Below are 18,082 nucleotides of genomic sequence, written 5' to 3' on the forward strand. Positions count from 1 at the left end.
ACCCTCGAACGCGGAATCCGCCGAGACGACGACCTCGCCAATGCCTACCGCGACTGGCTCACCGCCGCTTGACAGCCCATAGGAGCATCAATCCGGCCGCGGGCCGGTACGGTGCCGCGCGGAGCGCATCCGCCGAGACCCGGTGGGTGCGCAGAGCCCGGTCCTGACACCATGGGACCGAGATCACGACATCCTCGGAGGAGTCAGCAACATGAGCACGCACTACGACGTCGTCGTCCTCGGCGCGGGCCCCGGCGGCTACACCGCCGCCGTCCGCTCGGCCCAGCTGGGCCTGAAGGTCGCGGTCATCGAGGCCAAGTACTGGGGCGGCGTCTGCCTCAACGTCGGCTGCATCCCCTCCAAGGCCCTGCTGCGCAACGCCGAGCTCGCCCACATCTTCACCAAGGAGGCCAAGACCTTCGGCATCAAGGTCGAGGGCCAGGTGACCTTCGACTTCGGCGAGGCCTTCCGGCGCAGCCGCTCGGTGGCCGACGGCCGGGTCAAGGGCGTCCACTACCTGATGAAGAAGAACGGCATCACCGAGTACGACGGCTGGGGCACCTTCGTCGACGACCACACCCTCCAGGTCGCGCTGAGCGGCGGCGGCTTCGAGGTCGTCACCTTCGGCCACTGCATCATCGCCGCCGGAGCCACCACCCGTCTGCTGCCCGGCACCAGCCTGAGCGACCGGGTGGTCACCTACGAGGAGCAGATCCTCACCGAGCAGCTGCCGGAGAGCATCATCATCGCGGGCGCCGGCGCGATCGGCGTCGAGTTCGCCTACGTGCTGCACAACTACGGCGTGAAGGTCACCATCGTCGAGTTCCTGGACCGCGTGGTGCCGCTGGAGGACGTCGAGGTCTCCACCGAACTCGCCAAGCAGTACCGCAAGCTGGGCATCGAGGTGCTGACCTCCACCCGGGTCGAGTCGATCGACGACAGCGACCCGAACGCCAAGGTCCGGGTCACCGTCACCAAGGACGGGCAGCAGCAGGTGCTGGAGGCCGACAAGGTGCTCCAGGCGATCGGCTTCGCGCCGCGGGTCAACGGCTACGGCCTGGAGAACACCGGGGTCAAGCTCACCGACCGCAACGCCATCGCGGTGGACGGCCGGGGCCGCACCAGCGTCGAGCACATCTTCGCGATCGGCGACGTGACCGCCAAGCTGATGCTCGCGCACGCCGCCGAGACGATGGGCGTGATCGCCGCCGAGACCATCGGCGGGGCGGAGACGATGGAGGTCGACTTCGTCATGATCCCGCGCGCCACCTACTGCCAGCCGCAGATCGCCTCCTTCGGCTACACCGAGGCCCAGGCGCGCGAGCTGGGTCACGACGTCAAGGTCGCCAAGTTCCCGTTCACCGCCAACGGCAAGGCGCACGGCCTCGGTCACCCGATCGGCTTCGTCAAGGTCATCAGCGACAACAAGCACGGCGAGCTGCTCGGCGCCCACCTGATCGGCCCCGAGGTCACCGAGCTGCTCCCGGAGCTGACGCTGGCCCAGCAGTGGGACCTGACCGTCCACGAGGTCGCCCGCAACGTGCACGCCCACCCGACCCTGGGCGAGGCGGTCAAGGAGGCCGTCCACGGCCTCGCCGGGCACATGATCAACATGTGACAAGGCCGTCCGGGGCAGATGCGCCGCGCCCCCGTCCCAGTCGCTGGGCGGGGGCGCGGCGCGCGGCTCCGGCGACCGTCAGGCGCGCCCGGTGATCAGGCCGAGCCGTCCGTCGAAGCGGCGGTAGAGCACCCGGCCCCGGCCGCTGTCCGGGTGGGCGAAGAACAGGAACGGCAGCTCCGCGCCCGCCAACCGGTCGACGGCCTGCGCCTCCGTCAGCCGGGGCGCGCCGTACGGACTGAGGGTGATCGGCGAGGTGCGGCGGCCCGCCGGCCCGGCGGGGACGGTACGGGCGAGGCGGTAGCCGGTCGGCCCGACCCGGTAGACCACGGCGTCCGTCTCGGTCGCCGGATCGGTGAACAGGTGGATGTCGTAGTCCATCGCGTCCATGGTCCGGGCGGCGGCCTCCGGCGAGCACCAGACCAGCGAGGGCTCCTTGCGCCGGACCACCCGGAGCTCGGGGACGCCCACGCCGCCCGAGCCGGTGGACGCGGCTGTACGGAGGCCCGACCAGGGGCGCGGCGCCCAGGCCCCGGTGACGGCCCGGATCCTGCCGCGCAGCGCCTCGCTCACCCGGTCCAGCGAGTCACCCAGCCCGGAGGCGGCCTCCTGGACGCGGATCCGCCGGCCGTCGACCTCGGCGTTCACCTGCGCCAGCACGCCCCCGGCCACGGCCGCGAACCGGACCCGCAGGGCCTCGACCAGCGTCCCCACCCCTGGAGCCGCCGCCGCGGCGGCCACCCGGGCCCGCGCCTCGGCCAGGACCTCGCCGGTCAGCCCCTCGAACGCCCTCACCGTGACCAACTCGCCCATCCCAGGCCCTTCCACTCCCGGCGCATACCGGCGACCAGGATCCCGGGCCACCCGACCACGCGGCCAGGGCCCAACGGCCCCACCTCGGGGGGTCCGTTGGGTCGACCACTGCCGGCCGCGCGGGGGCGGTCAGTACAGCCGGATCAGTACAGCCGGGTGCGCAGCCAGCCCTTGACCTCCGGGGTGACGGGGTCGGTGATGTCGGCGAACTCCTCGTGCTTCAGCAGGAACTTGGCGACGTACGGGCAGATCGGCACGACCCGCTTCCCGGCCGCGCGCACGTCCGTCAGCGCCTCCTGGACCAGGTGCGAGGCGAGGCCCCGGCCGGCGAAGGCCTCGTCGATCTCCGTGTGGTAGAAGACGCGCTGCTGCTCGTGGTCCCGGTACTCGGTGAAGCCGGCGAGCTCGCCGTCGACGGAGATCTCGTACCGGTTCCGGGCGTCCGCCCGTTCGACGGCGACGGTGCTGGGAGTGGACACGGGGTGGCCTTTCGGTCGCGGGGCGTGCCGCAGGAGCGGCGAGTGGCTCCTTCGGCACCGTTCAGCGGGAATCCTGCCAGGTCACCGGTCCGTGGGCCATCCCGGCCCGAGGCCGCCCGGCCGGTGTTACGGAGCGCCCCGGCCGGGTAGCCGCCTACGTGCCGGGGGACCGGAGGTGACGGCCGTGGACGGGCCCGGGCTCTCCCGCGAGGAGCTGAGGCTCCTGCTGGAGATCGAGGACGGCCTGCGGGCGGACGAACGGCTCGACCGCGCGATGCGCACCATGCGGTGCCGGCCCGGCCCGCTGCCGGACCGGGCCCTGGGTGTCGCCGCGCGGGTGCCGCCCGCCGTGCTGGCGGTACTGCTGGCGCTGTCGGCCGGCCTGCTGCTGGTCAGCGCCGACGCGCACTCACCCGCCGTGCTGGTCGGCTTCGCCCTGGTCTGGACGCCGACCCTCGTCCTCGCGGTGGCCCGACAGGTCGCCCGCCGCAGGGGGCTGCGCCGGTGAACGGCCGGGCCCGCCCCGGGAGCGCAGCTCGGTGAGCACCGCCCAGCCGACCGCCACCACCGGCACCGCCACCACCGCGCCCAGGACCCCGGCCAGCACCGCGCCGCCGGCCACCGAGACGGCGATGACCACCGGGTGGATGCGGACGGACCAGCTGAGCACCAGCGGATGCAGCAGGTGGCCCTCGATCTGGCCGATGACCACGATCAGCGCGAGCACCAGCAGCGCGATCAGCGGGCCGCGGGCGGCGAGCGCGACCACGGCGGCGATCGCCAGGGCGATCGGGGAACCGATCAGCGGAACGAGGGTCGCCGCGAACTCCAGCACCATCAGCGGCAGGACCAGCGGAACGCCCAGGATCGCCAGCGCGATGCCCACCAGCACGGCGTTGGAGGCCGCCACGATCAGCACCCCCCGGGTGTAGCCCGCGAAGGTGCGCCAGGCGGCGCGGCCGGCGCGGTCCCACGCCGACCGGCTACGGGCCGGCAGCTGCTCCTGCGCCCAGGACCACATCCGGTCGCCGGAGTGCACGAAGAACACCGAGCAGAACACCGCGAGAGCCAGCCCGGTGACCAGCTCGACGACCCGGCCGGCACCGCTGAGCGCGGTGTTGAGCAGGGTGGAGCGGTGGGCCGAGATGAAGTCGCCGATCTTGGACCGCAGGTCGGTGACGGTGCCGGGCCGCAGGTGGAAGGGGGTGCCGGTGAGCCAGTGGTCGATCCGGGAGAGGCCGCCGCGGAGCTCGTTGCCCAGCCGGGCCCATTCGTCGGCGACCGTCGTGCCGACCAGCGTCAGCACCCCGCCGACGAGTGCGAGGGCGCAGAGGAAGGAGAGCAGGACGGCCAGTGGGCGCGGCGTCACCCGGGCCAGCAGGTCGACCGGCGGCCGCAGCACGGAGGTGATCACCAGTGCCACGAACACGGCGATGACCGGCAGTTGGAGGCGGGCGAGGACGTAGACGACCAGATAGGCGGCGAGTCCGAGCAGCGCCAGCCGCCAGGTGTACCCGGCCGTCGTCCGCAGCCCGGAGGGGACGCGGTCCCCGGACGGGCCGGGGCCCGCGGCTCCCGGTCGGCTCCGGCGCGCGGGCACCCGGGGACGGCGGCTGCCCAGCGGCGCGGGCCGCCGGTCGGGTCCGGCGCCGTTGTCTCCCACGGGCGGTCTCCTCGGGCTCGGCCGGGTGTCCTCTCAGGTCACGATGACCCATGCCGCGACGGTTCGCTCTGCGGCGCCGGCCCGATCCGGTCGTCCCGGCGTCCCGGTGTGTGAGCGCGCCGGGCCGGGGTAGGCGCGCCGAGTGGCATCGGTCTCCCCGGGCGGACCAAGGTCCTCCGTGTACAAGCGGTTGGACGTGGGGAGAATCGATGACGCAGGGTGGGGAGAGAAGGAGGCCGAGATGAGAAGCCTCACGCGCCGTTACGCGGTGACGCTCCCCGGCCCGATCGGCGGGCACGCCCCCCTGAGCGTGGTCGTCGTGCACGAGACGCAGATCGTGGGGCCCGACGGGGGCCCGGTCTGGGAGAGCGCGGACGGCGGCCTTCGGGTGGAGATCACCGGCGAGGTGGCCACCGTGCTGGCCGCCTCCGGAACCGGCAGCCGGCACCCGTGCCTGATGGCGGTGCCGCTGCCCTGAGCACGGGGCGGTGACGCGTGCCCGGCGAAGGCGACGGATGCCGTACAGAAGGCGACGGATGCCGCACCGAAGGCGGTGGGAATGCCGCGGCGAAGGCGGTGAACGCGGCGAAGGCGGCCAAGGAGAGCAGGCGACGAGGCGGGCGTCGCGACTGACGGTCACCGCGCGCTGGCGGCCAGGGCCTCGCGCACGGTGACCAGGCAGGGGTCGCAGTACCGGTCCGGCCCGCCGGCCGAACCGGTGCCGTCGGCTGCCGGGACGACGCGTTGGGAGGGCTCCAGGAACCGTCCGCAGAGCGAGGACGTCGCGTCGTCCTTCGCCACCACGTGCCACACCACGGCGGGCGGGGTCACCGCCGGGTCGTGTTCGGCCCACATCTCGTACACGGCGCTACCTCCGGATCGCTGGGGGCTCGGTGAGTCCATGCAAACCCGGGGTCTGCCGAACGGCCACCGGGCCAGACCCGGTGGGATGGTTGTGGGCCGGAAGTGGTTGGGATGCGCGGTCACCAGGTCCGCCCGGGAGTTCGGGCGACCGAGGGGCCGGGCGGTGCGGGCTCCGCGGTCCGGCGTGGTCAGGGCGGTCCGGTGTGGTCAGGTGTCCGGCGCGGCGGCGCTGATGTCGGCGAGCGCGGAGCCCAGGCTCGCCGCCCCCACCTCCCGGTCCGTCGCGAGGTCGCCGAGCGAGACGACGCCCACCGCCCGGCCGTCCTCGAGCACCGGGAGCCGGCGCAGGGCGTGGCGTCGCATGAGGTCCACGGCGTGCTCGACGTCGTCGTCCGGGCCGACGCCGACCAGCTCGGAGCTGCACACGTCACCGGCCCGGGTGCTGTCCGGGTCCTTGCCCGCGGCCAGGACCCGTACCACCAGGTCGCGGTCGGTCACCAGCCCGCACACCTCGTCGTCGTCGCCGGCCACCAGGACGTCGCCGATGGCGGCGTCGCGCATCCAGCGGGCCGTGTCGCGCACCGAGGCGAGCCGGGGGACGGTGACCGGGGCGGGGGTCATGATCTCCTTGATCTTCCGGGTCATGGTGCCCTCCTCGGCACTGGGACGGGGTCTCCTGCGAGGCCACGCCTGCCCGTCGCGCCGGCTCGGAAACCCGGGCCCGGGAAACCCCGCGCCGGGGAAGCGTCGCGTCCGGGAAAGCCCGAACTCCGGAACCCCCGAACTTCGGAAACCCCGAGCCCAGGGAACCCCGAGCCCAGGGAACCGCCACACCCGCTCACGTCCGCCGGTCGGCACCCGGCCGCGCCGCGGTGCCGTGCCCCGGCCTCGTGCCCGGGGCGTCGGCCCGGTCGCGGCCCTGGCCGGCGGTCAGGCGGCGCCTGATCACCAGCAGGTCGAGCCCGGCGAGGCCGGCGAACCCGCCGCACAGGGCGGCGAAGAAGGAGTAGGTCCCCTGGTCGGGCGCGGGGCCAGGGGCGGCCAGTGCGGCCAGTACGGCGAAGGCCACCGTCCCGGCGAGGAACAGGACCAGGAAGATCCGGGACAGCAGCCGCCGCAGCTCCAGGTCGGAGCGGGCGGTCACCGGCTCGGTGCCCCGGCGCACCGTCTTCTGGGGCCGGAGCTGCGGCGTCGTCCGGCCGGAGCCCTGGGGGGCGTGGGGGAAGTCGTGGCGCTCGCCGCTCGGGCGGCGCGCCCCGCCCCCGCGCTGCATGCCTGGTCTGCGCTGTACGGCCATGACGGCCCCCGAACGGAGTCAGCCGGTTGTGTTCCGTCGGCGCGCCTACCCGGGTCCGGCGCCGGCACACGCCGGTGGGCGCTCAGTCGGGCTGGTCGGGCTGGTCGGGCTGGTCGGGCCCGTCCGGCCGGTCGCGCCGGGCGAGCCGCAGCCGGACCGCCAGCTGGGGCCCCTGCCGCTCGCGGCCCTCCTCCCGCGTCCGGCAGAGGGCGGCGAGTGCGCGCAGCACCCGCTCGACGTCCTCCGGGCCGCCGAGCAGGTCTGCGGCCAGCCCGCCGGACAGCGTGACCGGCGGCCCTGGCGAGCCCGCCCAGTGGGCGTCGAAGGACTGGGAGAGCCTCGCCGACGGGCTCGGCGCGGGGGCGGAGGGGGCGCGGTGGATCCGGGGTGCGGCGACCACCCGGACGCCCTCCGAGGTCACGGTGGCGGGATCCTCCCAGGCGTTGCCGATCAGGGTCCGGCCGCGCCCGGTGTGGGTCGGGAAGGCGGCCTCCAGCGCGTCGAGCACCGCCTCGGCCGCGTCCTGCGGGCCCTCGCCGAGCCGTACCAGCACGTGTCCGGCCGCCAGGGGCAGTCCCATCGCAGCCACCTCCTCCGTCCCGGCGGCACTCGCCGGCGGGTGCCCTCCCCTCCCGTTCTACGGCCGGTCCGTGCGGGCACGCACCCCGGGCGCACCGGACGGCCGGGGGCCGCAACGCGTTCCTGGCGCACCGGCCGCCGGGGGACGCAACGCACTCCGGGTGCACGGGCCGGCCGGGGACGCAACGCACTCCTGGCGCACCGGCCGGCCGGGGGGCCGCCGCCCCGGTGCCGTCCGTCGGATTCGGCCGCTGTTCAGCGGGCCGTGGCCCGGCCGATGATCCACGACCGATTCCGGTACCTACCGTCAGGGCCCACACCACTTCCGGGAGCGAAACATGCACGACATCCAGGCGACCGAGCACGAGTGCGGCTGCCCGCAGACCGCCGACCTCGACGGGGAGGGGCCGGCCGCGGCCGGCCGGCGCCGGTTCCTGCGCGGGGCCGGTCTGGTGGGCGCCGGGGTCGGCACCGCCGGGCTCGGCCTGCTCGGTGCGGCGCCCGCGCGGGCGGCCGGGTCCGAGCCGACGGGCGGGGCCGGTACGGCCGCCAGGAAGCCCAAGAAGGGCAAGGGGAACGGGCGCTGGCAGCCCGACCCGGACGCCCGGCAGTTCACCGTCGTGGTCCTGCCGGACACCCAGTACCTGTTCGACCAGGACCGGATCCACCCGGCGCCGCTGGAGGCCTCGATCCGCTACGTGCTGGACGGCGGGGTCAACCGGGAGGACGGAACGGACGACAACATCGTCTTCCTGTCCCACCTCGGCGACGTCACCGAGAACGGGCTGGCCGTCGAGTACGCCGCCGTCACCAAGGTGTTCGGCCTGCTGGACGACGCGGGTGCGGCCTACGGGGTGCTCGCCGGCAACCACGACGTCCGCTCCTCGACCGACGACCAGCGCGGCAGCACCCCGTACCTGGAGACCTTCGGCAAGGCCAGGGCCGCCCGCACCGCCGGGTACCGCGGTTCCAGCCCGGACGGCTACAACACCTGCCACGTGTTCCGGGCGGCCGGCCGCGACTGGATGGTGCTCTCGCTGGACTGGCGGCTCTCCGACGCGGGCTTCGCCTGGGCGAACTCGATGATCGCGGCCAACCCGAAGGTCCCGGTGATCCTGACCACCCACGACCTGGCGTACGCCGACGACAGCGGCCGCGCCGAGCTGTCCGACAACGGGAAGCGGCTCTGGGAGCGGCTGATCGACGGCAACGACCAGATCTTCCTCACCGTCAACGGGCACTACTGGCCGCCCGGGCGCACCGTGCTGAAGAACCGGGCCGGCCACGACGTGCACGTCCACATCACCAACTACCAGGACCGCTACTACGGCGGCGCGGCGATGGTCCGGACGTACCGCTTCGACCTCGACCGCGGCACCGTCGACGTGTCGACGTTCTCGCCGTGGATCCAGCAGATCGCGGCCGAGGAGCGCAACGCGCTCGCCGCCGAGCACGCCGAGCTGACCTCGGACGTGGACCGCTTCTCGCTGGCGATCGACTTCGAGCGGCGCTTCGCCGGCTTCGCACCGGTCCCGCCGCGCCCGGCGCGCCGGGCGAGCGAGCTGCTGGTGCGGGACACGGCGGCGTACTGGCGGTTCGACAACGGCGGTGGGGACGGTACGGCCGTCGCCCCGCAGCAGGTCGTCAAGGACCTGACCGGGCAGGGCAACGACCTGCTCTGGCAGAGCGCCCCCGGCACGCCCGACGGCGCGCTCGGCTGGTCCGCCGAGCACCACCCGGACCAGCCTGGCCACGGCAGCCTGCTGTTCCGGGGCACCCGCTCGCCGGTGCGCGGCAGCTACCTCCAGACCGTGCCCACCGCGCCGCTGAACCGGGAGACCTTCGAGCGCGGGTTCACCGTCGAGGCGTTCTTCAAGCTGCCCGCCGACTGGGACTCCGCGCAGAGCCGCTGGTCCGCCCTGCTCAGCCGGTGGGGGACGAGCGGTGAGGCGGGCCGGAGTGGGCCGGGGACGGACGCCGACGAGCCGGTCGTGACGCTCAGCCTCTCCGAGGCGCCGGCCCTCCAGTGGTGCGTCTACCCGCTCAACCAGACCGGGGCGTCCACCTGTTGGGGGCACCAGCTGCCGCTGGACCGGTGGTGGCACGTCGCGGTGGTCAACGACGGGAAGCTCAGCCGGATGTACGTCGAGGGCTGCGAGGTGGCGCGCAACCCGGCGACGCCCGCGGTCGGGCTGGCCACGCTGGGGCGGCCGTGGATGCTGGGCGGTTACGCGTACGCGGGGGCGCTGGACAAGGTCTTCCACGGGTACGTCGGGGACGTCCGGATCGTGCGGCGGGCGCTGCGGGTGGGCGAGTTCATGACCGCCTGACCGCTCCCGTGCGGTGCGGACACCGCCGGGCCCCGTACGGGCCCGGCGGTGCCGTTTCTCAGCCGAGCAGGGTGGCCTCGACCCCGGCGAGCACCGCCGCCAGGCCCTGTTCGAAGCCCTCGTCGAAGTCCTGGAACATCACCCGGCCCGACTCGGCGGCCAGCGGGTGGGCAGCCAGGCGCTCGGCGCGGGCGTCCACGTCGTAGCCCTCCTCGCCGTCGAAGGGGTTGGGGCCCATCGCCTGCTCCTCGATGACGTAGCCGATGGTGTAGCTGTAGGCGGTCTGCCAGGCCCGGGCGGCGGCGGCCGGGGTGAAGCCGGCCTCGACCAGTACGCGCAGCGAGGCGTCCAGGCCCGCCGCGTAGCCGGTGTCGGTGAACCGGGCGCCGCTGTAGACCTTCGCGCCGTCGCGGTAGCGCAGCAGCTCGGCGCGCAGGGTGCGCATGGTCCTCAGGTAGACGTCCCGCCAGTCGCCCCGCGGGCCTTCCCCCGCCCGGGCGGTCATCCGGCGCATCATCTCCGTCGCCATCTCGTCCAGCAGCGCCTGCTTGTCCTTGACGTGCCAGTACAGCGCGGGCGCCTTGACGTCGAGCCGGGCGGCGATGGCGCGCAGCGTCAGGCCGTCCAGGCCGGCCTCGTTCAGCAGCTCCAGGGCGGCGTCGACGACCTGGCCGCGGTCGAGCTTGGGGGTTCTCTGCGTTCTCTGCGAGGTCACGGTTGACAGTTTAACGCCGTTAAGTGCAGGCTGTCGGCAACGGCTACTTAACAACGTTAAGGAGGTTGCCGTGGCTTCTCGCGGCATGCACACGGACGTCCTGGTCATCGGCGCCGGCCCCACCGGACTCGCCCTGGCGGCGGACCTCGCCCGGCACGGCGTCACCGCCCTCCTGGTCGAGCGCGGCACGGAACTCTTCCCCGGCTCGCGCGGCAAGGGCCTGCAGCCGCGCACGCTGGAGGTGTTCGACGACCTCGGCGTGCTCGACCGGGTCCGCGCGCTGGCCGGCCCCTACCCGCCCAACCTGTTCTGGCGGGACGGCGAGCCGCAGGGCGAGCGCTCGGTGTACGACCCGACCGAGCCCTCCGAGGCCGAGCCGTACACCGAGACGCTGATGCTGCCCCAGTGGCGCACCCAGCAGGTGCTGTACGGGCGGCTGCGCGAGCTGGGCGGCGAGGTCGCGTTCGGGCGCGAGCTGGTCGGCCTGGCGCAGGACGAGGCGGGGGTGACCGCCGAGTTCGCCACCGGCGGCCCGGTCCGGGCGCGGTACCTCGTCGCGGCGGACGGCGGGCGCTCGACGGTGCGGCGACTGCTCGGCATCGGGATGACCGGCGAGACCGTCGACCCCGCCCCGATGCTGGTCGCGGACGTCCGGGTCGACGGGCTGGGCCGCGACCACTGGCACGTGTTCCCGGCCGAGGAGGGCGTGCTGGCGATCTGCCCGCTCGGCGGCACCGAGGACTTCCAGCTGGTCGCCGGGTTCCCCGAGGGGACGGTCGTCGACCAGACCCTCGACGGGCTGCGCGAGGTGGTCGCGGCCCGCTCCCACCTGACCGCCGAGCAGGTCACCGAACTGCGCTGGATCTCCGAGTTCCGCCCGCGCGCGGCGCTCGCCGACCGATTCCGCGCGGGCCGGGTGTTCCTCGCGGGCGACGCCGCGCACGTCCACTCGCCGGCCGGCGGGCAGGGGCTGAACACCAGCGTCCAGGACGCCTACAACCTGGGCTGGAAGCTGGCCTCGGTGCTGGCCGGCCGAGCGGGCGGGGAACTGCTGGACAGCTACGAGGAGGAGCGCCGCGCCAACGCGGCGCGGATGCTGGCGCTGTCCACCCGGGTGCACCGCGGCGAGCAGCGCCGCGGCCGGGCGACCCAGCAACTCGGCGTCGGCTACCGGGAGTCCGCGCTCTCCGTGGAGACCCGGCCGGACCTCCCGGCGGACGCGCTGCGGGCCGGCGACCGCGCGCCGGACGGCCGCCGGGGCGGAACCCGGCTGTTCGACGCCTTCCGCGGGCCGCACTGGACGCTGCTCACCGTCGGTACGGACGCCCCGCTGCCCGCCCTCGCCGCCCCGGTGGTCCGCATCCCGGCCTACGAGGTGTACGGCACCGGCGTGTTCCTGGTCCGGCCGGACGGGTACGTCGGCTGGGCCGGCTCGACGGCGGACGGCCTCGCGGCCTACGCGGGCCGGCAGGGGCTGCTCGCCCGCTGAGCGGGCACCCGACGGGGCGGACAGGGACAGGGACGGGGGCGGACAGGGCGGCCACCGGGCCTGCCGGGTGCGGCGGTTGCCCGGTCCGGCGGGGTGGCCCTACCGGGCGCGGGACTCGGCGGCGGCCTTCAGGTCGTGCAGCCAGCCCTCGAGACCCTGGCGGAGGATGCCGGTGGCGGCGGGGACGTTCGCGTCGACCTGGGGGCCGGTGTGGGTCTCCTCGGTGCGCACCAGGACGCCGCCGGGCACCTCGGAGAAGTCCCACACGTGCACGCCGTCGATCCGCAGCCCGGTCGCGACCGCCGGGCCGCCCGTCCGGGCCGCTCGCCGGCACTGTGCGGGCCGGGCGGCGCCGTCAGGCCTGTCCGGGGTGCGGCTGCGGAAGCGGCGCCGGATCGGGGTCCGGAATCGGCTCCGGCGGTGGGAAGGGCGGGATCGGCGGCGGCGCGGGGTCGGGCTCGCCGGGCCCCGGCGTCGGGTCGGGTCGGGGTGTCGGCCGGGTGTCCGGATCAGGGGGCATCGGGACGGTCATCGGGGCACCTCCTCGGGTGGCGCGCGCCGCTCAGCGGCCGAGCGCGTGGGCCAGCTGGCGCTTGTTCATCCTGGAACGGCCCTCGATGCCGCGCTGCCTGGCCTCGTTGTACAGCTGGTCGTAGGTCGGGCCCTGGGCGTCCCGGTGCGAGCGCTGTCCGCCGCGCCGGCCGGAGGACATGTCGTGGGTCGAACTCCGGCTGGCGGTCTTCGACTCGCCGTGCCGGGCACGCTCCTTGTTCACCATACGGGCGGCGATCTCCTTCGCCCGCTTCTCGCTCTCGCCCCGGTCGAGCGCGCTCTCCTTGATGTGCTCGTACTGGCGCTCCCGCTTGGGACCGGATCCTCGGGGCATCGCCGACGCCTCCTTCCGGCTCGGGTCGCTGCGCAGCCGCGTGTACCCACCGCAGCCGTCCCGAATCCGGCCGCGAGGCCGTCCGGTGGCCCGCCCGGAGACCGCCGGCCGACCGGCCCCGCCGCCCCCGAGGTCGGCACGCGCGGGGTGACGGGGCGTGTACGGCCGGTCGTGCTCCGGTTCGGACGGGTGTGCCGGGTGTGGCGCGTTCGCCACAGCGTCACTCCGGGTAGTGGAAGGGCTGCACGATGGTGACGGAGGGGGTGGGGTCAGGGAGTCGCGATGACGGAACACGAGCAGTTCGGCGCGCCCGCCGGCCCGGAAGGACACCCCACCCGGCCCGAACGGGTGCCGCCCCAGGCCCCCGCGCCCGGACGGCGCGAGCCAGGCGCCCGTCCCGGCCCCGAGGGAGACGCCGCCGCGGCCCCCTGGCCCGACATGATGCTGCCGCTGCTGCGCACCCCGACGGCCGACCGCAGGCCCGCGCCGGAGGGCGCCGGCGCGGATCCGCCGGCGGGCGTCGAGCCGGCTCAGGTGCTGGACCTCGCGCTGCTGGTCGGCGAGCTGCTGCTGGCCAGCGGCGAGGCGGCGGAGGACGTCGAGGCCGCCATGCTGGCCGTCGCCCACGCCTACCGGCTCCACCCGTGCGACCCGCAGGTCACCTTCACCCGGGTGGCGATCTCGTACCAGCCCGGGCCGTCGGAGCCCTCGCTGACGGCCGAGTGCTCCGTCCGCCGCCCGTCCGTCGACTACGCGCGGCTGGCCGCCGTGTTCCGGCTGGTCACCGGGATCGCCGTGGGCGGGATGACCGTCCCCGAGGCGCACGGACACCTGCTGGCGGCCCGCCGGCACAGCCGCCGCTACTCCGGGCGGCTGTTCGTGCTCTCCTGCGGGGGGATGGCCGGGGCCGCCACCCTGCTGATCGGCGGCCGGGCCGACGCCCGGGCCTGGCTGGTGTTCGCCAGCGCCGTCGTCGCCGCGCTGGCGGGCGAGCGGTGCTCGGCACTGGTGGCACGCCACGACCTCCCGGCGTTCTACCAGTTCGTGGTGGCGGCGGTGCCCGCCGCCCTGATCGGCATCCTGCTCTCGTTCAACGGACTGCACCTGCGCGGCTCGGTGGTGATCACCGGAGGGCTGTACGCGCTGCTGCCCGGGTGGCCCATGGTGGCCGCGGCCCAGGACGGCCTGGCGGGCTTCTACCTCACCGCCGCCGCCCGGCTGCTCGAGGCGTTGTACCTGATGGCCGGCGTGGTCATCGGGGTGATGACGGTGCTCTACGTCGGCGTCAACAACGGCGCCGACCTCGCCGCCCAGGACGTCCCGCCCGGGGCGGTGAACCCGCCGCTGCAGCTCGCCGCCGCGGTGCTGCTCACCCTGGCGTTCGCGGTGCTGCTGAACACCGAGCCGGCCACGCTGCCGGCGGTCCTGCTGAACAGCGCGGCCGGCTGGACCACGTACGGGGTGCTGGTGAACGCGGGCGGCGAGCCGATCCTGGCCACCGGCCTGGCCGCCGGGCTGGTGGGCCTCTCCGGCCAGCTCATGGCGCGCTGCCGGGGCAGCTCGGCGCTGCCACACATCACCGCCGCGCTCGGCCCGCTGCTGCCCGGCTCGGTGCTGTACTTCGGGATGCTCGCCTTCGTCCGGGGTGAGCCCGAGGCCGGGCTGAGCCTCATCGGCCGGGCCGGCGCGATGGCGATGGCCCTCGCCATCGGCGTCAACCTGGGCCGCGAGCTGGCCCGGCTCTTCCTGCCCGCACCCCGGGTGGCCGCCCCGCCCCGCCGCCGGCGCGGCCGCCACCGGCGCTGAGCCGTCACCGGCGCTGAGCCGTCACCGGCGCCGACGGGAGTGCCCGTCCGGTTTGCCCCGGCCGTACCGCGGTACACGCGTGGGGTGTGGAGACGGGCCGGGCGAGACCGGCCCGCTTCCCGGGGACGTCCCGGCCGGTTCGAGCCGACGAGGGCCGCCCCCGTCGCCAGCCACCCGTCAACCCGGGAGACCCTCGTGATTATCCTCGGCGTCATCCTGCTCATCATCGGCTTCGTCACCAGCATCTCGATCCTCTGGACCATCGGCATCGTGCTGGTCGCCATCGGTCTGGTCCTGTGGGTCGCCGGGGCGCTCGGGCACGCCGTCGGCGGCCGCCGCCACTACTACTGACCGGATCTGACCCCTGTACAGCGCCGTGAGCCGGCCGTTCAGTGCCGGGAGGCCCGGGCCCGCCCCGCTCAGGGGCGGTCCTCGTGCAGTCCGCAGAGCCAGGCCAGTGCCCGGTGGACCCCCAGCACGTAGCTGTGGTCCGAGCCCTGGGTGCGGACCCGGTGGAGGTGGACGGCGGCGGCCTGGCACTCGGCCAGCAGCTGGGCGTGGCACGGGCCGGTGGCGCCGTCGGTGGCGGCGGCCGTGGCGGCGGCGGTGACCGGCGCCGCGACCTGGGCGCCGGCGGCCCACCGGTAGGCGCCGAGCACACCGTGCTCGAAGCCGCTCCAGGGCCGGGGCCGCCGGTTGACCTTGTCGATGGCGGCGAACACCTCGTCCACCGGGCGCACTCCCACCGCCGGGACCGTCTCGTCACTGGTCATGTCGGCAACCTACGTCCGGCCGCCGGTACCCGCCCCCGGGGAGGACGGCCGGGTGCGGCGCCGCCGTCCCGCGCCACCCGAGCGGCCGAGGGCCAGGCGGCCACCGCCGCCGGGCCGTGGACCCGGGAAGGGTAGGCTGACCAGGTCGTGTCCGGCCGGAGAGGTGGCCGGGCGGAGGAACGGTGCGGGCTGGCGGCCCGCCGGTGGAGACCCCTGATGACTCGTCGTTTTGACTGCTCGAACCCGTCCGAGCGCGCAGCCGGGCTGCGCGAGGCCGTGGCCGCGGTGCGCCGCGGTGAGCTCGTGGTGCTGCCCACGGACACCGTGTACGGGGTGGGCGCGGACGCCTTCGTGCCGGAGGCGGTCGACCGCCTGCTGCGGGCCAAGGGCCGGGGGCGGAACATGCCCTCGCCGGTGCTGGTCGGCTCCCCGGAGGCGCTGGACGGGCTGGTCGAGGTGACGGAGCGCGCGCGGGACCTGGTCAAGGAGTTCTGGCCGGGCGGGCTGACGGTGGTCGCCCGCCACCTGGCGTCGGTCGAGCTGGACCTCGGCGAGACCGGCGGGACGGTCGCGGTGCGGATGCCCGCGCACCCGGTCGCCATCGAACTGCTCGAAGCCACCGGGCCGTTGGCCGTCTCCAGCGCGAACCTGACCGGGCAGGACTCGCCGCAGGACTGCGACGCCGCCCAGGGCATGCTCGGCGACTCGGTGGCCGTCTACCTCGACGGGGGCCCGACCGCGGCCGCCGTGCCCTCCTCGATCGTGGACATCACCGGCGAGGTGCCGGTCCTGCTGCGGGCGGGCGCGATCGGTGCCGAGCGCCTGCGCGAGGTGGTCCCCGACCTGCGGGAGCGCTGAGCCCGACGCGCCCCCGGGGACGGCGGCGCCACCCGGTCGAAGGTACCGCGTGGCGCCCCGGCGGCCGGGGCTGCCGCCGCTAGGGTCGGCGATGGCGTGCGAGGGCGGGCCCTCCGCCGTTCCGGGGAGGGGGTCGGCGCCGCGACCGGGGGCGTCACCGGCTCCGTAGCGGAGGTTCCATGAGCGCTTCGTCCACCGCGCCGCCCCGTGCGCAGGACCGCACCCGGGCACGGGTCAGGCAGGGCAGCACGCTGCTGCGCTGGCTGTTCACCACGGACCACAAGGTCATCGGGAACCTCTACCTGGCGACGGCCTTCGGCTTCTTCCTGGTCGGGGGCGTGCTCGCGCTGCTGATGCGGGCCCAGCTGATGGGGCCGGACACCGGGCTGCTGTCGAACGAGCGGTACAACCAGCTGTTCACCATGCACGGCACGATCATGCTGCTGCTGTTCGCCACCCCGACCTTCGCCGGGTTCGCCAACGCGATCATGCCCCTGCAGATCGGCTCGCCGGACGTCGCCTTCCCCCGGCTGAACGCCTTCACCTACTGGGCCTTCCTGCTGGGCGGGCTGATGGTGCTGAGCGGCTTCCTCACCACCCAGGGCGCGCCCTCGTTCGGCTGGTTCGCGTACGCGCCGCTGAACGGTCCGCTGTTCTCGCCCGGGGCGGGCGGGGACCTGTGGGTGTTCGGACTGGTGGTGGCCGGGCTCGGCACCATCCTGGGCTCGGTCAACTTCATCACCACCATCACCTGCCTGCGGGCACCGGGCATGACGCTGTTCCGGATGCCGATCTTCACCTGGAACGTGCTGTTCACCTCCGTCATGGTGCTGCTGGCCTTCCCGGTGCTGACCGCCGCGCTGCTCTGCCTGGAGGCGGACCGCAAGTTCGGCGCCCACGCCTTCGACGCGGCGAACGGCGGGGCGCTGCTGTGGCAGCACCTGTTCTGGTTCTTCGGCCACCCGGAGGTGTACATCGTCGCGGTGCCGTTCTTCGGCATCATCAGCGAGATCATCCCGGTGTTCAGTCGCAAACCGCTGTTCGGCTACTACGGGATGATCGGCGCGACCATCGCCATCACCGCGCTGTCCATGTCGGTGTGGGCGCACCACATGTTCGCCACCGGCCAGGTGCTGCTGCCGTTCTTCTCGCTGATGTCCTTCCTGATCGCGGTGCCCACCGGGGTGAAGTTCTTCAACTGGATCGGGACGATGTGGGACGGCTCGCTGTCCTTCGAGACCCCGATGCTCTGGTCGATCGGTTTCCTGGTGACCTTCCTGTTCGGCGGGCTGAGCGGGGTGCTGCTGGCCGCACCCCCGATCGACTTCCACGTCACCGACAGCTACTTCGTGGTGGCCCACCTGCACTACGTGCTGTTCGGCACGGTCGCCTTCGCCACCTTCGGGGGCTTCTACTTCTGGTGGCCGAAGCTCACCGGGAAGCTGCTCGACGAGAAGCTGGGCAAGATCCACTTCTGGATGCTGTTCACGGGGTTCCAGACCACCTTCCTGGTGATGCACTGGCTCGGCGCCCAGGGGATGCCGCGCCGCTACGCGAGCTATCTGCCGGTCGACGACTTCACCGCCCTGAACGTGTGCGCCTCGATCGGCTCGTTCCTGCTCGGGGTCTCCAACCTGCCGTTCTTCTACAACGTCTGGCGGACCACCAGGTACGGGGCGATGGTCGCCGAGGACGACCCGTGGGGCTGGGGCCGGTCGCTGGAGTGGGTCACCTCCTGCCCGCCGCCGTCGCACAACTTCCACGCGCTGCCCCGGATCCGCTCCGAGTCGCCGGCCTTCGACCTGCACCATCCGGAGGTGCCGTCGGAGGGGGCCTCGGGCGGCGGCTCCGGCGTGCCGCGGGGCCGCACCGGCGAGCGGGGGAGCGGGCGGTGAAGGCGGAGGGATGGCTG

At 74.3% G+C, this 18,082-nt stretch carries 19 protein-coding genes and 1 pseudogene; 9 read left to right on the forward strand and 11 right to left on the reverse strand.

Annotation, left to right across the window (positions count from 1 at the left end; genetic code table 11):
* The first annotated feature begins 211 nt into the window (after positions 1-211).
* The gene (lpdA, locus tag ACIQ87_RS38025; protein WP_402416396.1) at positions 212-1,618 is read left to right on the forward strand and encodes a dihydrolipoyl dehydrogenase; all 1,407 of its coding nucleotides are present in this window, start codon (positions 212-214) and stop codon (positions 1,616-1,618) included.
* A 78-nt stretch (positions 1,619-1,696) separates the two neighbouring features.
* Here lpdA and ACIQ87_RS38030 read toward each other — a convergent pair whose 3' ends face one another.
* A complete protein-coding gene (locus ACIQ87_RS38030; protein ID WP_402416398.1) occupies positions 1,697-2,431 on the reverse strand; it encodes a sigma 54 modulation/S30EA ribosomal C-terminal domain-containing protein in 735 nt (244 codons plus the stop codon).
* Between the two features lie 143 nt (positions 2,432-2,574).
* On the reverse strand, positions 2,575-2,910 hold the full coding sequence (locus ACIQ87_RS38035) for a GNAT family N-acetyltransferase (RefSeq protein ID WP_402416401.1): 336 nt from the start codon (positions 2,908-2,910) through the stop codon (positions 2,575-2,577).
* 184 nt (positions 2,911-3,094) lie between these two features.
* On the opposite strand from ACIQ87_RS38035, the gene ACIQ87_RS38040 reads away from it, so the two are divergent.
* On the forward strand, positions 3,095-3,418 hold the full coding sequence (locus tag ACIQ87_RS38040) for a hypothetical protein (protein ID WP_402416404.1): 324 nt from the start codon (positions 3,095-3,097) through the stop codon (positions 3,416-3,418).
* Here the strand turns inward: ACIQ87_RS38040 and ACIQ87_RS38045 are convergent.
* Positions 3,320-4,573 carry an AI-2E family transporter gene (locus ACIQ87_RS38045; RefSeq protein ID WP_402416407.1) on the reverse strand — a complete coding sequence of 418 codons (1,254 nt, stop codon included), beginning with the start codon at positions 4,571-4,573 and terminating at the stop codon, positions 3,320-3,322. The two genes, ACIQ87_RS38040 and ACIQ87_RS38045, sit on opposite strands and share 99 nt — an antisense overlap.
* A 241-nt stretch (positions 4,574-4,814) precedes the next feature.
* Between ACIQ87_RS38045 and ACIQ87_RS38050 the strand changes: the two genes are divergently transcribed.
* Positions 4,815-5,051, forward strand: a complete 237-nt coding sequence (locus ACIQ87_RS38050) for a DUF6296 family protein (RefSeq protein ID WP_402416409.1) — start codon at positions 4,815-4,817, stop codon at positions 5,049-5,051.
* A 158-nt stretch (positions 5,052-5,209) separates the two neighbouring features.
* Here the strand turns inward: ACIQ87_RS38050 and ACIQ87_RS38055 are convergent, their stop codons facing one another.
* From ACIQ87_RS38055 to ACIQ87_RS38070, 4 genes are all read right to left on the reverse strand, one after another.
* Positions 5,210-5,437: a hypothetical protein gene (locus tag ACIQ87_RS38055; RefSeq protein ID WP_402416412.1), complete on the reverse strand. Its 228-nt coding sequence runs from the start codon at positions 5,435-5,437 to the stop codon at positions 5,210-5,212.
* Positions 5,438-5,644: 207 nt separating this feature from the next.
* A complete protein-coding gene (locus ACIQ87_RS38060) occupies positions 5,645-6,082 on the reverse strand; it encodes a CBS domain-containing protein (protein ID WP_402416414.1) in 438 nt (145 codons plus the stop codon).
* Between the two features lie 193 nt (positions 6,083-6,275).
* On the reverse strand, positions 6,276-6,734 hold the full coding sequence (locus tag ACIQ87_RS38065) for a DUF6343 family protein (RefSeq protein ID WP_402416417.1): 459 nt from the start codon (positions 6,732-6,734) through the stop codon (positions 6,276-6,278).
* A gap of 82 nt (positions 6,735-6,816) precedes the next feature.
* Complete coding sequence (locus ACIQ87_RS38070) at positions 6,817-7,314, reverse strand: hypothetical protein (protein WP_402416420.1); 498 nt, start codon at positions 7,312-7,314, stop codon at positions 6,817-6,819.
* Between the two features lie 337 nt (positions 7,315-7,651).
* Between ACIQ87_RS38070 and ACIQ87_RS38075 the strand changes: the two genes are divergently transcribed.
* A complete protein-coding gene (locus ACIQ87_RS38075) occupies positions 7,652-9,643 on the forward strand; it encodes a LamG-like jellyroll fold domain-containing protein (RefSeq protein ID WP_402416423.1) in 1,992 nt (663 codons plus the stop codon).
* A gap of 58 nt (positions 9,644-9,701) precedes the next feature.
* Here the strand turns inward: ACIQ87_RS38075 and ACIQ87_RS38080 are convergent, their stop codons facing one another.
* Complete coding sequence (locus tag ACIQ87_RS38080) at positions 9,702-10,358, reverse strand: TetR/AcrR family transcriptional regulator C-terminal domain-containing protein (protein ID WP_402416425.1); 657 nt, start codon at positions 10,356-10,358, stop codon at positions 9,702-9,704.
* Positions 10,359-10,443: 85 nt separating this feature from the next.
* Here ACIQ87_RS38080 and ACIQ87_RS38085 point away from each other — a divergent pair, with 85 nt between their 5' ends.
* On the forward strand, positions 10,444-11,847 hold the full coding sequence (locus tag ACIQ87_RS38085) for an FAD-dependent monooxygenase (protein ID WP_402416490.1): 1,404 nt from the start codon (positions 10,444-10,446) through the stop codon (positions 11,845-11,847).
* A gap of 99 nt (positions 11,848-11,946) precedes the next feature.
* On the opposite strand, the pseudogene ACIQ87_RS38090 reads toward ACIQ87_RS38085, so the two are convergent.
* Positions 11,947-12,165 (reverse strand): annotated as a pseudogene (locus ACIQ87_RS38090) (polyketide cyclase /reductase); the annotation flags it as partial.
* A gap of 244 nt (positions 12,166-12,409) precedes the next feature.
* The gene (locus tag ACIQ87_RS38095) at positions 12,410-12,733 is read right to left on the reverse strand and encodes a plasmid stabilization protein (RefSeq protein WP_402416428.1); all 324 of its coding nucleotides are present in this window, start codon (positions 12,731-12,733) and stop codon (positions 12,410-12,412) included.
* Between the two features lie 282 nt (positions 12,734-13,015).
* Between ACIQ87_RS38095 and ACIQ87_RS38100 the strand changes: the two genes are divergently transcribed.
* Positions 13,016-14,539, forward strand: a complete 1,524-nt coding sequence (locus ACIQ87_RS38100; protein WP_402416431.1) for a threonine/serine exporter family protein — start codon at positions 13,016-13,018, stop codon at positions 14,537-14,539.
* A gap of 195 nt (positions 14,540-14,734) precedes the next feature.
* Positions 14,735-14,890 carry a DUF6131 family protein gene (locus ACIQ87_RS38105; protein WP_402416433.1) on the forward strand — a complete coding sequence of 52 codons (156 nt, stop codon included), beginning with the start codon at positions 14,735-14,737 and terminating at the stop codon, positions 14,888-14,890.
* A 68-nt stretch (positions 14,891-14,958) separates the two neighbouring features.
* Here the strand turns inward: ACIQ87_RS38105 and ACIQ87_RS38110 are convergent, their stop codons facing one another.
* The gene (locus tag ACIQ87_RS38110; protein ID WP_402416435.1) at positions 14,959-15,312 is read right to left on the reverse strand and encodes a hypothetical protein; all 354 of its coding nucleotides are present in this window, start codon (positions 15,310-15,312) and stop codon (positions 14,959-14,961) included.
* Positions 15,313-15,528: 216 nt separating this feature from the next.
* Here ACIQ87_RS38110 and ACIQ87_RS38115 point away from each other — a divergent pair, with 216 nt between their 5' ends.
* Positions 15,529-16,170 carry an L-threonylcarbamoyladenylate synthase gene (locus ACIQ87_RS38115; RefSeq protein WP_402416438.1) on the forward strand — a complete coding sequence of 214 codons (642 nt, stop codon included), beginning with the start codon at positions 15,529-15,531 and terminating at the stop codon, positions 16,168-16,170.
* Positions 16,171-16,349: 179 nt separating this feature from the next.
* Positions 16,350-18,065, forward strand: coding sequence for a cytochrome c oxidase subunit I (gene ctaD, locus ACIQ87_RS38120; RefSeq protein WP_402416440.1), 1,716 nt, complete (start codon positions 16,350-16,352; stop codon positions 18,063-18,065).
* Positions 18,066-18,082: the final 17 nt, after the last annotated feature.

Origin of the sequence: Kitasatospora sp. NPDC096204, from assembly GCF_044763205.1 — a bacterium.
In the GTDB taxonomy this organism is placed as follows: domain Bacteria; phylum Actinomycetota; class Actinomycetes; order Streptomycetales; family Streptomycetaceae; genus Kitasatospora.

Coding starts and splice junctions, on each gene's coding strand:
- ACIQ87_RS38050 (WP_402416409.1), top strand. CDS start 4,815: ATGAGAAGCCTCACGCGCCGTTACGCGGTGACGCTCCCCGGCCCGATC.
- ACIQ87_RS38075 (WP_402416423.1), top strand. CDS start 7,652: ATGCACGACATCCAGGCGACCGAGCACGAGTGCGGCTGCCCGCAGACC.
- ACIQ87_RS38110 (WP_402416435.1), bottom strand. CDS start 15,312: ATGACCAGTGACGAGACGGTCCCGGCGGTGGGAGTGCGCCCGGTGGAC.
- ACIQ87_RS38095 (WP_402416428.1), bottom strand. CDS start 12,733: ATGCCCCGAGGATCCGGTCCCAAGCGGGAGCGCCAGTACGAGCACATC.
- ACIQ87_RS38065 (WP_402416417.1), bottom strand. CDS start 6,734: ATGGCCGTACAGCGCAGACCAGGCATGCAGCGCGGGGGCGGGGCGCGC.
- ACIQ87_RS38070 (WP_402416420.1), bottom strand. CDS start 7,314: ATGGGACTGCCCCTGGCGGCCGGACACGTGCTGGTACGGCTCGGCGAG.
- ACIQ87_RS38100 (WP_402416431.1), top strand. CDS start 13,016: ATGACGGAACACGAGCAGTTCGGCGCGCCCGCCGGCCCGGAAGGACAC.
- ACIQ87_RS38060 (WP_402416414.1), bottom strand. CDS start 6,082: ATGACCCGGAAGATCAAGGAGATCATGACCCCCGCCCCGGTCACCGTC.
- ctaD (WP_402416440.1), top strand. CDS start 16,350: ATGAGCGCTTCGTCCACCGCGCCGCCCCGTGCGCAGGACCGCACCCGG.
- ACIQ87_RS38085 (WP_402416490.1), top strand. CDS start 10,444: ATGCACACGGACGTCCTGGTCATCGGCGCCGGCCCCACCGGACTCGCC.
- ACIQ87_RS38115 (WP_402416438.1), top strand. CDS start 15,529: ATGACTCGTCGTTTTGACTGCTCGAACCCGTCCGAGCGCGCAGCCGGG.
- ACIQ87_RS38030 (WP_402416398.1), bottom strand. CDS start 2,431: ATGGGCGAGTTGGTCACGGTGAGGGCGTTCGAGGGGCTGACCGGCGAG.
- lpdA (WP_402416396.1), top strand. CDS start 212: ATGAGCACGCACTACGACGTCGTCGTCCTCGGCGCGGGCCCCGGCGGC.